Below are 16486 nucleotides of genomic sequence, written 5' to 3'. Positions count from 1 at the left end.
TGCGGAATGAGCCGGGCAAACCCCTGCCGGTCGATAAGGACCACTACTTCGACGGCGACATGTTCACCGAGTACGTCGCGTGGCGGGAAAAGAATCCCTCTGACGACCTGATTACAGAACTCCGCGGCGTCGAGTTCGAGGATGAGACTGGGACGACGCGTCGGTTGACCAAGCAGGAACTATTGATCTTCCTGGCGGTCGTCGCAGGCGCTGGAGTGGAGACCACTGGCCGATTGTTCGGATGGATGGGCAAGGTGCTGGCCGAGCACCCCGATCAGCGCAAGGAACTCGTCGACGATCACTCCCTCATCCCGGGCGCGATCGAGGAACTCCTCCGCTTCGAGCCACCTGGTCCACATGTAGCGCGATTCGTCGCGGCCGAGGATGTTCAATTCCAGAGCCAGACGGTGCCGACCGGAAGCGCGCTGCTCATAATGCTGGCCTCTGCCAACCGCGACGAGCGCCACTTCGAGCACCCTGATCGCTTTGATATCCACCGGAAGCCCGGCGGACAATTGTCCTTCGGTCGAGGAGCCCACTTCTGCGTCGGTGCTCCTCTGGCCCGACTAGAAGGTCGGGTCGCCCTGGAAGAGGTACTCAAGCGATTCCCAGAATGGCAAGTCGACCTCGACAACGCCCGCCGGTCACGCACCTCCACAGTGCGCGGGTGGGACTCTATGCCCGCGATCATCCTCTGATGGCGGATGAAGCCGACAGAGGCGCTGCGGTTTCCACGGTCGAACTGAGCCCGTGGGCGCTCACTATCCCATCAGACCAGCCGCGACCGTCGCGCCGAGATTCCAGCACGCCTCCAGATCTGCCTTGCCGGGCTTTCCAGACACCAGCACGTATTCTGCCGCCTTGACCCAACCCAGTCCGGCGGTGATCCCGTCGACGGCGCGCTCGGCTCCCTCGGTGCCCTCGTTGCCGTGCAGCCACAACCCGAAGGGTCGGCCACGGGTGGAGTCGAGCAGCTGGTAGTAGGCACAGTCGAAGGCATGCTTGAGGGCACCGCTGATGTACCCGAGGTTCGCCGGGGAACCGAGCAGATAGCCGTCGGCTTCCAGCATCTCGACCGGTGACACCGTCAGCGCAGGCCGCCGAATCACCTGCACGCCTTCGATTTCGGGATCGGTGGCACCGGCCAGCACCGCCTCGAACATCTCCTGCACGAACGGCGACGGCGTGTGGTGCACGATCAGCAGCCGCGGCACGAGCTACCTCCATCCAATGGTCCAACGATCCGACGCGCATCGCCTGGGCCCACCGTACTGCTGTCGCGGCTTGATGGCGTACAGCGCCTCTTGCAACGACGACTGACGTATAGATCTGCGAAACTGCAGTAGCCCACTACGTAGGCTGCCGCGCCCCCGGACTGTGACGCTCCGTCTCGCAGGTTCGGCGACAGGAGACATGCATGACTGACGACACCGTCGAGGGGCGTGACACGATATCCCGGCGAGCCCGAACACAAGACAACATCACCTTTCTGGCCGGTTGATGAAACATCGGGGGCTAAGCGGTCCAGTTCACACGCTTCTTGAATCAACGTCATCAGCGCGTTCCACGCCGGAGAGGTAACGCCATGGTCGAGACGGTCGAAGTGGCGGCGCTGCCGCTGGCACCAAAGAATCCGCTGCCACGCTTGCAGCAAATGAAGGCTGTCAGGTCCTTTCACACCGGTATTGAAGCGCTGCGTGATGCGGGCGGGCCGGTGACACGTTTGGCCCTCACCTCGATCCTGCCGCCAGTCGTGGTCACCACGTCACCCATGGGTGCCCGAGATGTTCTCAGCCGTACCTACCCATTCGTCGATAGGACGCAGCCCGTCTTCAACGAACACCGGCGACTCGTCGGCGGCTCGTTATTCAACTTGAAACACGACGAGTGGCTGCCCCGCCGACGCGCACTGCAGCCACTGTTCAGCAAGCAGCACGTGACGCAGTTCGCCAACCACATGGCCGAGGGTGCCGACAAGCTTTCGCATGGGTGGGGCGACGGCGCGGAGCTCGACCTCGATTACGAGTGCCGTCGACTGACGCTTCAGGTGTTGGCTCAATCGGTGCTTGGTTTGGACCTCGGCGCACAGGCCGATGCGCTGCTGGGAGTGCCGGTTCGCACCGCCGCGACCTACATCACCGATCGCGCCGTACGGCCGGTCCGCGCCCCGTGGTGGCTGCCGACCCCCGCACGGCGGCGCGCACGCGCTGCCAGTGCCACGTTTCATCGCCTCGCCGATGACATCATCCGAGCCTGCCGGGCCGACCCGACTCGCGACGCACCACTGGTTCGCGCGCTGCTCGACGTCGCCGACCCGGAGACGGGACGGCCGCTGTCCGACGAGGACATTCGCCACGAACTGGTCTCCTTCGTGGGGGCCGGACAGGACACGACGGCGACCACCCTGACGTACGCGTTATGGGCATTGGGCCGCTATCCCGAACTGCAGGACCGGGTTGTCGCGGAGGTCGCCGCAGTGGGTGACCGGCCATTGACCGCCGACGACGTCCCCCGGCTGGGTTACACCGTTCAGGTGCTGCACGAGGCGATGCGCTTGTGCCCGCCCGCGGCCGCGACGACCAGGACGGTGACGAAGGATTTCGACGTCGACGGCTACCGGGTCGAAGCGGGCAGCTGGGTGCTGGTGGGGATCTACGCCATGCATCGCGACCCGGCCTTATGGGACCATCCGTTGGTGTTTGACCCCGACCGATTCAGCCGGTCCAATTCCAAGCACCGGGATCGCTGGCAGTACCTGCCGTTTGGTGGCGGACCGCGGTCGTGCATCGGCGATCACTTTGCCATGCTCGAAGCGACCCTCGGTCTGGCGACCATCATCCGGCACACCGAAATTCAACCGCTCGATGACGACTTTCCCGTGGCCGTGCCTTTCACCATGGTCGCCGGCGCCCCGATCCGAGCCCGCGTGCGGCTGCGGAATTGAACTGGCCGGGAGCAAGCGCGACTCGAGGCCATATCTGCGTAGTACGGGCCGCGGCCCGCACGGGATTGCAGTGGTGCACTACTGCGTTCGCCACACCGCGTCGGCGCGACGATTCCACTTGCAGAGCGCGACACCTGAACCGGTGCCGCCGTTTCGCAGCCAAATCGCGGAAGGAACCATGATGGGTAACGCGAGGACGTCGGTCGCGTCCAGGCACTTGTTCGCCCATGGCCTAGCTGGCTTCCTGTCCCGAGGCCACTAGTCGACGATGTCAACTCTCCGGCGCGAAATCGCTGACGGCTCAGCACATACTGCTGCGCCCACTGCACGCGGGGCCCTGCACCGGATTGCGCTGGCCGCGGCCGCGGCACCCAAGCGAATAATCGCGGCAGCGGCGCTGGTGATGGTGGCGTCTGCGATATTCGGGTCGCCCGTCACCAAGGTGCTTTCCGCCGGCGGATTCACCGATCCGGCGTCGGAATCGGCTCGAGCGGCCGACATCCTGGCGAGCAAGTTCGGTCAGAGCGACATGCAGTTGCTGATCACCGTGACCGCCGACGGCGGGGTCCACAGCCCGGAGGCTGCGCAGACTGCCGCCGACATTCTGGCCGTGTTGAAGAGTTCGCCCGACGCCATCGGCGTGACTTCGTTATGGACCGCACCGCAGTCGGCGGCGCCGGCTCTCACGAGCATCGACGGCAGGACTGGCATCATCACGGCCGGGCTGCGGGGCGGTGATGCTCAATACGCCAAGATTGCACGCGAACTCGTCGACCGGTTCCCACCCGAACGGAGCGGCGTCGTGGTGCGCGCCGGCGGTGCGTTGACCTACTCCGAGGTCGACGAGCAAAGCAAGCGCGACCTGGTGTGGATGGAGTCGATCGCGATCCCCGTGAGCTTCCTCGCGCTGGTGTGGGTGTTCGGCGGTGTGCTGGCGGCGGCTCTACCCATGATGATCGGCATGTTCGCCATCCTGAGTTCGCTGGCCGTGCTGCGCTTCATGACGTTCTTCACCAACGTTTCGGTGTTCGCGATGAATCTCACCGTCGCAATGGGTTTGGCCCTGGCAATCGATTACTCGTTACTCATCGTGAGCCGCTACCGTGACGAGATCGCCGACAGCGCAACGCCGCATCAGGCGCTGATGCGCTCAATGAGCACCGCGGGTCGCACTGTGGTGTTCTCCGCCGTGACCGTCGCGCTCTCGATGAGCGCGCTGGTTCTGTTCCCGAGTTTCTATCTGCGGTCCTTTGCGTATGCGGGCGTCGCAGTCGTCATCCTTGCCGCAACGGCCGCGGTTGTCATAACACCGGCCGCCATCGCCGTACTTGGCCACCGATTGGACGCGCTCGATGTGCGGAGGCCGATCCGGCGAGCCGCACGCCGGCCGACCACACCGACGGTGCGCCCCATCGAGCGTTCGTTTTGGTACCGGATCACTCACTTTGTCATGAACCACGCCATCGCGGTCAGCGTGACGCTGATCGCGGTGCTGATGCTGCTGGGATCTCCCTTCCTCAGCGTCAAATGGGGATTTCCCGATGACCGTGTGCTGCCGGCCACGGCGAGCTCCCGCCAGGTGGGCGATCTGCTTCGCGACGAATTCGCGGTCAACCCGGCGAGCAATGTCACCGTTGTGATACCCGAGATGTCCGCCGACTCGAGTCGGGAGTTGGGGACTTTTGCCGCGCAACTGTCGCGGGTCGCAGACGTCGCGGCGGTTTCCTCGCCGTCCGGCACGTTCGTTGCAGGCAACCTGACCGGACCGCCGACGGCGCCGACCGGTCTCGCCGATGGCACCGCGTTTCTCACCGTTCAGAGCACCGCCGCGCTGTTCTCGGATGCCTCCAACAGCCAGCTTCGTGCACTGCACGCTGTGCCCGGTCCGGCGGGCCGGCAAGTTCTCTTCGCCGGGGTCGCGCAGGCAAGCGTCGACAGCGTCGCATCCATCACTTCGCGCCTGCCGCTTGTTCTCGGAGTGATCGCGGCCATCACCTTCGTCGTGTTGTTTCTCATCACCGGCAGTGTCGTCCTTCCGCTGAAAGCGTTGGTACTGAATGTGCTTTCGCTGACCGCCACGTTCGGTGCCCTCGTCTGGGTGTTTCAGGACGGCCACCTCGGCGCCCTGGGCACCACCGCGACCGGCACACTGGTCGCGAACTTGCCGGTGCTCATGTTCTGCATCGCGTTCGGTCTTTCGATGGACTACGAGGTGTTCCTCCTGTCGCGGATTCGGGAGTACTGGCTCGGCCGCGGCCGCACCGGCCATGACAGCGACGAAAGCGTCGCACTCGGCCTGGCCCGCACGGGACGGGTGGTAACCGCCGCCGCGCTGCTGATGACCATCTCCTTCGCTGCGCTGCTCGCTTCCCAGGTCTCCTTTGTCAAGATGTTCGGTCTGGGCCTTGCCATCGCAGTGCTGGTGGACGCCACGATCGTTCGCATGCTGCTGCTGCCCGCCCTCATGCGGCTGCTGGGTCGCCTCAATTGGTGGGCACCCGCTCCACTGACCCGCTTGCATCAGCGGATCGGACTTGCCGAGGGCCCTGATCGGATGGAGCATGACCTCGCACAGCGGAGCTCTCATGACGGGTGACACGTGCGATGTCATAGTCGTCGGAGCCGGTCCGGTGGGCGCCACGGCCGCATTACTTCTTGCCGGCTACGGCCTCAAATGCACTGTGGTCGAGGCACGCCGAGCGCCACAGAGCCACCCCGCTGCGCACGTGCTCTCGACACGGTCGATGGAGATTTGGCGTGAGATCGGTCTAGAACGCGACATCCGCCGGCTCAGCGCGCCGATGCACGAGCTGCGGAGCATCTTGTACTGCACCAGCTTGGTGGGTCCCGAACTCGGACGGGTGCCGCTCGCCGACTTACCCCATGCGCAGATCGATGCCATCGAATCGGTCAGCCCTACCCGCACTGCGCACCTGCCGCAGAATGCCTTCGAACCGTTACTGTGGCAGACCCTGCGCGACGATGTGCGCATCGACCTGCGCACCGGATGGCAGTACAGCTCCCACACCGACGGCGCAGACGGTGTCTCGGTAACCATCACCGACGTCACTACCGGGGCGTACCGAAAACTGGCCGCCCGCTATGTCATCGCCGCGGATGGCTCGGCCAGCACCGTTCGGCGAGCACTACGGGTAACGATGGACGGCCCGGTCCTCCAGCATTTGATCAGCGTGCATTTTTCCGCAGATCTTGAGCGTTTTCGCCACCATCGCCGTGGCCCGGTGATCTGGACCCACACCGCAAAGGGGCTCGGCGCCGTAATCGTGCACCGGCCACCACACGACCTCGTATTTCAGATCCCCTATTTCCCGCCATTCGAGTCGTTGGACGACTTCCCGGCCGCGGTCTGCCGCAGGCACATCCTCGACGCCGTCGGCGACGCCGACGTCGACATTGAGATCAAGTCGATCCAGTCGTGGACGATGCATGCCCAGGTCGCCGGCAGCTTTCGCGTGGGCCGAGTCTTCCTGGCCGGCGACGCCGCGCATCGGTTCCCACCCACTGGCGGACTCGGACTCAACACAGGAGTCGTCGATGTCCACAATCTGGCCTGGAAACTGGCCTGGGTAGTCTTCGGGCGCGCCGGCGAGGCTCTGCTGGACACGTATGAGCAGGAACGCCGTCCGGTCGGCATCGCTGCGACCGCCGATTCAGTGACGAACTTCGAGGGGCTGTTCGAAGTCGTTGCTGCACTGGGTATACCGCGGCGAGCGGCACTTCGGCTACCTCGGGCCGTCGCCGCCATCCCGGAATCGCTCCCGCGGCGTCCAGTACGCACACTCGTCCGCGGGCTCACCACGCTGGCGTATCAACGGCTTCGCCTGGCCAAGTCACCGGGTAGGGTCGGTCAGCGAATCCGGGGCGGTGCCGCAGCGGCCATCGCCGGACAGGGCCCGCACTACCGCAGCTGGGGGCGTGACCTGGGGGTGCGTTACCGGTGCGGCGCCGTGATCGACGACGGGCTGCCCCCACCAAGCGATGACCCACAGTTTTACTCGCCACAGGTGCGCGCGGGTGGCCGGCTGCCCCACAGCTGGGTCGAGGCCCGCGATGGACGGGTGTCCACGCTGGACCTGGTCAGTCGCGATCAACTCACGCTTCTGGTGTCAGCCGAGCGACACACCACGTGGTCCCATGCCGCAGAAGGACTTTCGATGTCGGTCGCTCTGCTCGGCGACGGTGAGCTCGGCGTGTTCCACACCGGAATCGCGGGGGCCGATCCCGACGCCCTCGTAGTGCGCCCAGACGGCCACGTCGTCGCCGCCCTGCACTCCGAACGGGACGGCGTCGCATCGTTGCGGCGAGCACTGGCAGTCGTCGGCGCGCCGTCCTCCGCCAAGGCGCTAGCGCATGAATGATGTTGCGGCGCCGGTCGTCGAATTGCGGCTACTCAGCTACCGTCCGAAAGAAATGGTGGCGTGGTGGGCCGCACTGCTCGGCGGCCGGCCGCAATCGCTGAACTCCAGGATGACCGCAATCACCGGTCTTTCGCTGCGGGTGGTGATCGAACGTTCGCAGCTCGCCCTCGCTTATCATCCCGAAGCCAGCGGTGTCACTGCCGTCAACTTGGTCCTCGGCGACATGTCGGTAGTGCAACGAATGCTGAACCGGTTGGCGCGACTAGGCTCCGTCCCCCAACGAGCAACCCGCGAGCCGAGCGCAATAGCGCTCTGGGTGCGCGATCCCAACGGCACCGACGTGGCCCTGTACCTGCCTTCACCCCCTGACCACCTCACCGCAGCAGCGGACGTGCTGCCCGAAGAGCTGTATGTCAACGCCGTACTCGCGGACATCAGCCGCGGAAGACCAGTTGGTGGACACATCGACTCGCCGCGACAGTGACGACACATGTCATCGAACGAAAGGACACAACAGACCGATGGGCACCATGTCAGTGAAACGCCTTAATGCCAGTCGCCAATCGGTTCTACTCAGCGCAGGCGTGGTTGCAGCGAAGGCATCGGTGATGAAGTCCGCGACAGCTCCACCCCCGAAGTTGGTCCGATTCGTTGAGCGTGCACGCCATTATCTCTTACGAGTTCACCAGCGAACCGTCCCGCCGTACGCGGCGATGATGGAGATGATTATGAATGCCTGGACGGCACAGGCGATTACAGCAGCCGTAGACCTCGGCATCGCCGACGCCCTCGCCGATGGGCCAATGCGAGTGGAGGAGTTGGCGTCTCGGGTCAACGCGGACCCCGACGCGCTGCGCCGACTGCTGCGGGCACTGATCGGCCGCGGCGTGTTCCGTCAACGTCATGACGGTCGTTACGAGCTGAACCCACTCGCCAACACATTACGGTCCGGCGCGCCGTTGTCGGCTGCGGGACTGGCCATGATGGTCGGCTCACGCCAACACCGGGAGCATTGGAGCTATCTCGCCGACGCAATACGAACCGGTGAAGCGGTCATCCCGGCCGTAAACGGTACGGACGCTTTCGATTACCTCAGTCGCGAGCCCGAACTCGCCGAAGGCTTCAACCGGGCCATGGCCGAAACCACCGAGATGACCCTGGCCTCGCTGATGGCCGCCTATTCGTTCGACCCGTACCCCACCGTTGCAGATGTCGGCGGTGGGGTAGGCCGATTGTTAGCCGCAATCTTGGCCGCCACACCGACTGCGCGGGGCGTCCTTTACGACCTGCCCCATGCCGTCATCGAGGCTCAACCGCTGTTGCGCCAGCATGGAATCGCGGATCGGGTCAGGGTGGTGGAGGGATCATTCTTCGACAGCGTGCCCGCAGGCGCCGACATCTACGTGCTGAAGAACGTGATTCATGACTGGCCCGACGATCAGGCCGTCGAGATTCTGCGAAATGTACACGTGGCGGCCAAAATCGGCACAAGGATACTGCTGATCGAGTTTGTGATCCCGGTTCACAAACGCGAATACATCGGTCACTGGACCGATCTGGAAATGCTGTTGACCCAGGCCGGTCGCGACCGCACGGCTGCGGAGTACCGCGCCCTGCTCGAGCGCGCCGGGTTCCGGGTGACGCGTGTGGTGCCTACCGCGTCGCCCTTGAGCCTCGTCGAGGCCCAAGCCATCTAGCCGAGCCCCGCCCACATAAGGGATTTGTCGCGGCTCACCCGGCGCACGACGGACATCGGTGTTGATCCGGCAGCAGTTCGCGGGCGCTAATACGGCGTAGCTTGCCGGACGCAGTCTTGGGCAGGCTGCCCGCTGGCAACAACAGAACATGGCGCGGGAGGTGTCCGACGTGACGGCTGACCCGAGCGGCGACGGCGCGGCTGATCCGCCGCCGCACGTCCTCGGCGTCTGCGTCGTGCACTTCGGCGAGTACTGCGAAACCCTCCGGATCGCCATCGACGCGCACGACGACCACACAGCCTTTTCGCACACCGTCCACGGTTTCGGCGGCTCGCTCGATATCGTGCGGGTACAGGTTCCTGCCGGCGAGCACGATGAGATCCTTGGAGCGGCCACAGACGTAGAGTCGCCCATGCTCGTCGAGATATCCCAGATCTCCGGTGTCGAACCAACCGTCCTCCCGGGCCAACGGCACGACACCGGCCGACGTGAGATAGTTCTCGGCGACCGTAGGACCGCGCAATTCGATGGCGCCAATTTCTCTGTGCGCCAATGCTTGCCCACCCCGGCTGATGCGCACCTCCATGCCCGTCACGGGTATCCCGACGCACACGATCTGCCGCAGGTGCTCGGAGGCGCCATAGATCGGCAGCGCGCGGTGCGCCTCCGCGACGGCCCGGCGCGAGACTTTGTCGATCACCGCACGGTCGTGCGGCGCGCCCAACGACACGACCAATGTGGCTTCGGCGAGCCCATAGCCGGGCATCGCGGCGGTTGTCCTCATACCGAAGCGGGCGCCGACGGTGGTGAATTCGGCGATATCGCGGTGATCGATCGGTTCGGCTCCGTTGACCGCCACCCGAAGCGACGACAGGTCGATGTCGCCGGGATCGGTGCGACCCTTCAACACCCGGGCAAGCACCGAGTAAGCGAAATTGGGTCCTGCGGTTATGGTTCCGCGGTGCCTGCTGATCAACTCTGCCCAGATGATCGGACGCCTGAGAAACTCGTCGGGGGGGATGATGGCGGCTTCGAGACCCAGCTGCATAGGCAGGCACAAAAAGGCGATCATGCCCATGTCATGTGAGAGCGGGAGCCAGCAGGCGAAGACGTCAGTGCTGATATCCAGGTCCAGTCCATCGTGCAGCGCGATGGCACTCGCCGCGAGATTGCCGTGGCTGATCTCGACGGCCTTGGGTACGCCGGTTGACCCGGATGTCAACTGCCGCAACGCGATATCCGTGTCATCGGTTTCGGCATCGAACTCGGCTGGTTCGGCGGTACGCAAGGACTCGACGGTACAGACGGCCAGTTGCTGCGCGGATAGATGATCCAGTGCGGCCAGGAACTGGCCGCCGACGACGACCACATCAGCTTTGATCAACCCGATTGCCAGCACCGTATCAGCCAGCCAGACAGTCAGATCAGTACGCAGTGTCGGTTGCTGCAGCATTGTCAGCGCGGCACCCCGCAGCCACGCCGCCTGCGCCAGCGGCGCGACATCGGCGGCATCGGTGGCCAGCACGGCGACGGAACCGCCGCGACCGACCCCCCGCGCGGCCAGGCCGCCACCTATCCGCTTCGCCTGCTCGTGGACATCCCGCCAGCTGAGGCGTACCGGATCGGCGAAGGTGCCTCCGGTCAAGTGCCGTGCTGACGATGCCGCAGTGGCGAGAAGCTCGCGGGTGAAGACGCTCAACGGATTCCGCTCCCTTGAAAAGTCGGTTACGCCGTCTTGTCCAACCGATGCACGACGAAGTCGACGAGATCGCCGACATTGTGGATTCGCGGTAGTAAATCGGCGACGTCAACGTGTTGCAACTGCGGATATTCCTTGCGCAGACGATGCAGCAGCCGAAGCTGAAGCAGCGAGTCATATCCCAAGTCGTCCGCCAACCGCTTGGATCGAGCCAGCTCGGTGACCGAATAGTTGCCCACATCGGCGATCAGTGCCAGGACCTCACCCTCGGCGCGGTCGCGCACCTGCTCCGTGTCAGCCTGCTCGACGGCGGGTGCTGTCGTCTCGACCTGGCCGACTCGCACCCGTTGGTGCCGGTAGGCGATAGGACCGTCAAACCAGAACCGGCTCGTGTCATCGAAGACGTAGGCCGGAAGTCGCTGCAACGGGCCTGCCGGCTCGCCGTAGAGCGGGGTGAGGTCCGGCGAATACCCGTCACGCAGCAAAGTCGCTGCAACGTCGAGCAGTTCGGTCCCGTCGGAATCCGGGCCGCTACATAGGACAAGCGAAGGTGTCGGCGACGGCAGTCCCGCCTGCCTGGCGAGCCTGAGCAGCCCAGATCTCGGACCGGCCTCGGCGAGATAGTCAGCGCCAACTGCGTTCACGGCGGCCCGAACGGCTTCATGGAACCGTACCGGCGCGCATATCTGACGGGCCCAGTAGTCGGCGGTCATCTCGCTGCCATCGATTTGTCTGCCGAACACCGTTGAGAACAAAGGAAACTCGGCGGGACGCGGCTCGAGCCCGTCCAACTCCTCGCGGAAGTCCGTCACGATCGGCTCCATCAGCGGCGAGTGAAAGGCATGTGACACCGCCAGACTCCTTACCCTGCCTCCATGCTGCTGGGCAACTGCTTGTAACCGTGCCACCGCGTCAGTTGTCCCGGAAATCGTCAGTGACCGTGGGCCGTTGACGGCCGCGATCACGCAGCCGGGCACGTCGGCGACGAGTTCCTCTGCCTGCGCCACGCTGAGGTCGATCGCGAGCATCGCCCCATTGGGCGGCAACGAACCCATCAACCGCCCTCTGGCCACGACGAGCCGGGCGGCGTCCTCGACCGTAAGGACGCTCGCGAGGCAGGCGGCGCTGATCTCCCCGAGGCTATGGCCGATCCCGAATCTCGCGCGGATACCGCTCTGCAACAATGTCTTTCCTAACGCATACGACACGGCGAACAACGCCGGCTGCGTCAGGCTGGTGTGATCGAGCCCGGTGTCGTCACCAAGTATCGCCGCCAGCAGGTCCGCGCCCAGGTGAGGGCGCAAGGCGGCAGCGACGGTATCCGCGGCGTTTCGGTAGACGGGGTTCGCGTTGTAAAGCGGGCGCGTCATGCCCGCGTACTGCGTACCCTGACCCGAAAACAGCAATCCGATGGCCGCGGGCAGCCGACGGGGCCGCCCGTCGGAGGCGAGGTCGGGGCGTGCGCCGGCGGCGAACTGCTCGAGGCCCTCAACCAGAGTGTCGCGGTCACCTGCGAGCACAACGCGGTGCCGATGGGATCGCTTGACGACGTTCGTCGACCGACACCACGCGCCGACCCGGTCGACGTCGACGGTCCGCAGTGCGCGGCCAATTGACGCAGCGTTGCTCCTCAAAGCATGCGCGGATGGCGCCGATATCGTCACGACCCCCCGTCGGCTCGGGCTGGGCGACGCAGCGGCAGGCGCAGATTCCAAGATGGCGTGCGCGTTACTGCCGCCAAGGCCAAACGAACTCACCGCGCCCAGCACGCCGCGTCCCGGCAACACTTGCGGAGCACCCGCTAGCTTCAGCCCGTTCTCGTCGAGCCGCAGGCCAGGGTTGGGGCCGTCGCCGATTACCGTCGGCGGTAGGACATGTAGGTGCAGCGCCAGGCAGGTCTTGATGAACGCTGCGATCCCCGCGCTGCCCTCGGTGTGCCCGATGTTTCCCTTGACCGAACCGAGCAGACATTGCTCGCCGCTTCGGGTCCTATGCAAATCGCCGAGGGCCCTGGCCTCGATCACGTCCCCCAGCACCGTGCCGGTGCCGTGTGCTTCGACGAATGCGATCTGCCCGGCGTCAACCTCGGCGAGGCCGAGCGCCCGACGCATCAGCGCCACCTGCGAGCGGCGATTCGGAGCGGTGACGCCGTTGCTGCGCCCATCGTGGTTGGTGACGGAACTTCTCACGACGGCATAGATCGACTGCCGATCGGCTAGCGCGTCGTCGAGTCGGCGCAACACGACTGCCGCGATGCCCTCACCCCTGCCGATGCCGTCGGCGTCTCGCCGGAACGGCTTACAGCGACCGTCGGGCGCGGAAAGCCCCGCCTGCGTGTAGAAGATCGAAAGTGCCGGAGTCAGAATGAGATTCACACCCGCGGCGATTACGGTGTCGGCTTCGCCGGAGCGCAGCGCGGCGCACCCCTGATGTATCCCGGTCAGTGACGACGAGCAGGCCGAATCGATCGCCACACTCGGTCCAGCGAGGCCGAGGTGGTAGGAGACACGATTTGCCGTCATGAAGTAGCCGCTGCCGGTGCCGAGGAAGGGGCTGACGTCGGCAAAATCGAGAAGTTGAATGCTACTCCACTCGCTGGACATCACCCCGACGAAAACCCCGGTCGGCGTTCCCGCCAGCGAGCGCGGATCGATCCCGGCATCTTCGAGTGCGCGCCACGACGACTGCAACAGCAGCCGCTGCTGAGGGTCGAGTGCCGCCGCCTCGACGGGCGCTATACCGAAGAAGTCGTTGTCGAATGCATCCACCTTGTCGATGAAGTGGCCGCGCCGGGTGTTCATCGACCCGGCGCCGCCGTCGGGGCGATAGAACGTGTCGACGTCAAAACGTTGCGACGGCACTTCGGTGTCAGTGACGATGCCGTCCATCATGAGCCGCCAGAACGCGTCTTTGTCTGGTGCTCCAGGGAAGCGGCAATCGATACCGACCACCGCGATCGGTATCACGCTGAGCCTTGCTGGCCGGTGAGGTAGGCCGCAATCTCATCGATGGTCGGGTAGTCCCACACTATGGTGGTCTCGACGTCGAATCCCTTCTCGTAATTCAAGTCTGTGCACAACGCCATGCCGGAGATGGAGTCGATCCCACAGTCCGCCAATGGGATGTCTGTGCCAATGGCGTCCGGCCGTAGGCCGAGGTAGCCGGCGACCTTCACGGTCAGCCAGTCGATGAGTTCGTCGTATCCCGGCGCAACAGCGCTCATCGGAGCACTCGATCGCGCTTCGCGGCTTCGGGAACCGCCAACTCGCCGAACGAGATCCGGCGATGCACGACACCGCTGATCCATGTCTCGAACCGCGCGCCGCCGGCCAATGCCGCACCTCCGATCAGCGGGAGACCGGCCACGATGCCGATCGCCAAACCGACCACGAACATCACCAAGCTCGCGACATGCGCTGCGGCGCCGTATTTTCCGGCCGCCCGCACCATCGCGCCCCATTTTCGGAACAGTCGCCCGGCAACGAGATCCGCCGCTGCCAGAGTCGGCATGATGGGCGCCGCGTCGGCCGGGCAGTTCCCCTGTTCGGCGATGCTGCGCCCGACGGCGCTGACTCGCGCCAGTTCGGCGGCGCCGACCCCGGCCCGCCCAAACCCCAGGAACGGTTCGCGCTTGCCGGTCAGCAGCCAGCGCAGCGTGGTCACCAGGGAGGTCGCCTGTTGCCGGGTGTCGGTCGCGGCGACCACCTCGACGCGCCGCGCGCCCGCGGTTCGCAGCAGGCCGGCAACCTCGATCGCGGCGGAGTACCACATGTTGCGGCAGGCGATCAGCGAGATGACCCTGCGGTTCCGGAAGGCCTCGGGATGGCCCGCCACCAGCGAACGAATGGGCAGCGATGGCGACAGGTACCACACCTGGTACGCCAGCAGGACAACTTCCTGCTCCTCCTGTTCTGCCCCGAAGCCGCCCGGCGGCTCGACGAGGGACACGAACGCGTCGGGATCCACCGCACGGGGGAATACTCCGAAAAACTGCCGAATGGACCACGGAAACGGGAACGCCACGCGCGGTTGGACATCCACCCAGCGAATGCGCCACCCATCGGCTTGCAGTGGCGCGACGAACGCCTCGGCGACTTCACGCAGCTGTCCGGTTTGAGTGTAGAGGTACACGACCGCCCGACGGCTCATGGCTGAGGATCCGCCGCGGCTCCCGACACCGCGGTCAGATGCATGAAAGAGATCACGAACCGGCCGGACTCCGGGACCATGCACAGTAACGTGTCGCCCTCTTTGATCAGGCCCTCGGTCATCATCTCGTCGAGGATGACGAAAATGGCTGCGCAGCCTATGTTTCCGACGGATGTCAGGTTGCTGTACCACTTCTCCGGTCGGCCGGCGTTGATACCGCGCCGGGCGAACTCTCTGAAGACGATCTCTTTCATCCGCTCGCTTGAATAGTGCGCGGGGATCCAGGTCAGCGTGTCGGGGTCGAACTTGCCCAATCTGCGCAGCCGTTCCCACTCGTCGGCTCCGAGGCTGACCAGGTGCGGCAGCAGCGAGAGGTCCTGGCGCAGCACGAGTGCACCGTCGGCTTCAGCTGCTGCGGCGGTCGGATAATCCATCCAGGTCTTCGCGGCCGAATTGGAGTTGCGGCCGCCGTACATACAGGTCTTCTCGGTGTTGGCGAAGGACGTCAGCGAAATCCAGTCGATGCGAAGGCTGATTCCCGATGCCTTGGGCGCATTTTCGATGACCGCCGCACCCGCGCCGTCGGAGAGCATGTAACGCAGAAAGGCGGCTTCCAGCGGCAGCGAACCGTCTTGGGCGAGCAGACCCATCTCGTCGTACCTGGTGCCTTTGAAAATGCGGGAGGCCAGCTCGCTGGCGACGCTGATCGCGTTGCGCTTTTCACCGATCGCCACTTGCAGGTAGGCGTTCTTCAATGCCATCATCCCGGAACTACAGATTCCGGTGGCAGTCGAAATCTCCATCGGCCCGAAGCCCAATTCCCCGTGCACCATGCTGGCATGCCCGGGCGCCAACATATCCGGCCCCGTCGTCGCCGCGGTCAGCAGCTCGACGTCGTTCGGGCCGAGGCCGGCGCGCTCGGCGGCCTCGCGCACCGCGTTTGCGGCCATCGCCGCATTCGAAATGACGGTTTGCTGATTCTTATCTATGGCGTAATGACGGGTCTTGATACCACAGTTCTCCAGGGTCAGATCCCGCACATCACTCGTCGCGCGGCCCAAAGTGCCCAGGTAGTCTTCCATCTCATCGTTGGGCACCGGGTTGCCCGGCAGAAATCTGGCCGTGGCCGTGATGTATGCGCTCATGACCATGAACCTTTCTGACGCCGCGCCCCTCGTTCACGCGGTTTGCGATTGACGATCACTGTCGCTTGACAAAACGCCTCACCTAGACGGGGGAAATCGTCGCCCCGCGGTCAGCGTGTCAAGCCCAGTAGCGCACTACTGCATTTCTCGCCCAGCTTGGCGTGGCACTACTGAGTCGCCATGACCACCGACCCCAGCACCAGCAGGGTTTATCGCTGGATCGTGACTAAGTGCCGCTGCCGAACCTGGGCACGATTTGCAGTGGCGCACTACTGAAATCGTCCCGCTGAAGGGAAGCGACGATTCCGACAGCGGAACTCGACCGACGCGGTGGCCACAGTTCCGCCAGAACTTCATGGAGGAAGACGGTCGTCAGCCGCTTCGTCTTCGACAGGCAGTCCTCGGGCGGCGGCTCAATCGGGGGCGTGAACAGGCGTAATCGTCGAGCGAAAGGTGGATAACGCGCATGGACA

Annotated in this window: 12 protein-coding genes; 6 read left to right on the top strand and 6 right to left on the bottom strand. The window is 64.8% G+C overall.

Annotated features, from left to right (window positions below; all coding sequences use genetic code 11):
- On the top strand, nucleotides 1-698 hold a 698-nt coding region (locus VML93_RS33745; RefSeq protein WP_325617481.1), incomplete at its 5' end, for a cytochrome P450.
- A 63-nt stretch (nucleotides 699-761) separates the two neighbouring features.
- On the opposite strand, the gene VML93_RS33740 is transcribed toward VML93_RS33745, so the two are convergent.
- Entirely contained in the window at nucleotides 762-1214 is a 453-nt protein-coding gene (locus VML93_RS33740) for a flavodoxin family protein (protein WP_325617479.1), read from the bottom strand.
- 371 nt (nucleotides 1215-1585) lie between these two features.
- On the opposite strand from VML93_RS33740, the gene VML93_RS33735 reads away from it, so the two are divergent.
- The 5 genes from VML93_RS33735 to VML93_RS33715 all read left to right on the top strand — a co-directional run bounded on the left by VML93_RS33735 (nucleotide 1586) and on the right by VML93_RS33715 (nucleotide 9020).
- On the top strand, nucleotides 1586-2944 hold the full coding sequence (locus VML93_RS33735) for a cytochrome P450 (protein WP_325617477.1): 1359 nt from the start codon (nucleotides 1586-1588) through the stop codon (nucleotides 2942-2944).
- 268 nt (nucleotides 2945-3212) lie between these two features.
- Nucleotides 3213-5540 carry an MMPL family transporter gene (locus tag VML93_RS33730; protein ID WP_325617475.1) on the top strand — a complete coding sequence of 776 codons (2328 nt, stop codon included), beginning with the start codon at nucleotides 3213-3215 and terminating at the stop codon, nucleotides 5538-5540.
- Nucleotides 5530-7323 (top strand): FAD-dependent oxidoreductase, encoded by a 1794-nt coding sequence (locus VML93_RS33725; protein ID WP_325617473.1) that lies wholly within the window; start codon nucleotides 5530-5532, stop codon nucleotides 7321-7323. Before VML93_RS33730 ends, VML93_RS33725 begins: the two co-directional genes overlap by 11 nt.
- Nucleotides 7316-7807, top strand: coding sequence for a hypothetical protein (locus VML93_RS33720; protein WP_325617471.1), 492 nt, complete (start codon nucleotides 7316-7318; stop codon nucleotides 7805-7807). The genes VML93_RS33725 and VML93_RS33720 overlap by 8 nt, the downstream gene beginning before the upstream one ends.
- A 124-nt stretch (nucleotides 7808-7931) precedes the next feature.
- Entirely contained in the window at nucleotides 7932-9020 is a 1089-nt protein-coding gene (locus VML93_RS33715; protein WP_325617469.1) for a methyltransferase, read from the top strand.
- 34 nt (nucleotides 9021-9054) lie between these two features.
- On the opposite strand, the gene VML93_RS33710 is transcribed toward VML93_RS33715, so the two are convergent.
- Genes VML93_RS33710 through VML93_RS33690 form a run of 5 tightly spaced genes read right to left on the bottom strand, consistent with a single transcriptional unit; the run spans nucleotide 9055 to nucleotide 16013 of the window.
- Nucleotides 9055-10719 carry a fatty acyl-AMP ligase gene (locus tag VML93_RS33710; RefSeq protein WP_325617467.1) on the bottom strand — a complete coding sequence of 555 codons (1665 nt, stop codon included), beginning with the start codon at nucleotides 10717-10719 and terminating at the stop codon, nucleotides 9055-9057.
- Between the two features lie 26 nt (nucleotides 10720-10745).
- Complete coding sequence (locus tag VML93_RS33705; protein ID WP_325617465.1) at nucleotides 10746-13685, bottom strand: type I polyketide synthase; 2940 nt, start codon at nucleotides 13683-13685, stop codon at nucleotides 10746-10748.
- Nucleotides 13682-13942, bottom strand: coding sequence for an acyl carrier protein (locus tag VML93_RS33700; protein WP_325617463.1), 261 nt, complete (start codon nucleotides 13940-13942; stop codon nucleotides 13682-13684). Before VML93_RS33700 ends, VML93_RS33705 begins: the two co-directional genes overlap by 4 nt.
- Nucleotides 13939-14868, bottom strand: a complete 930-nt coding sequence (locus tag VML93_RS33695; protein WP_325617461.1) for a hypothetical protein — start codon at nucleotides 14866-14868, stop codon at nucleotides 13939-13941. Before VML93_RS33695 ends, VML93_RS33700 begins: the two co-directional genes overlap by 4 nt.
- Nucleotides 14865-16013: a beta-ketoacyl synthase N-terminal-like domain-containing protein gene (locus VML93_RS33690; RefSeq protein WP_325617459.1), complete on the bottom strand. Its 1149-nt coding sequence runs from the start codon at nucleotides 16011-16013 to the stop codon at nucleotides 14865-14867. Before VML93_RS33690 ends, VML93_RS33695 begins: the two co-directional genes overlap by 4 nt.
- Between the last annotated feature and the right edge of the window lie 473 nt (nucleotides 16014-16486).

Source organism: Mycobacterium sp., from assembly GCF_035499775.1.
GTDB lineage: Bacteria > Actinomycetota > Actinomycetes > Mycobacteriales > Mycobacteriaceae > Mycobacterium.
The sequence above is the reverse complement of the archived record's forward strand: the minus strand, read 5'-3'. Positions and strand labels throughout refer to the sequence as shown.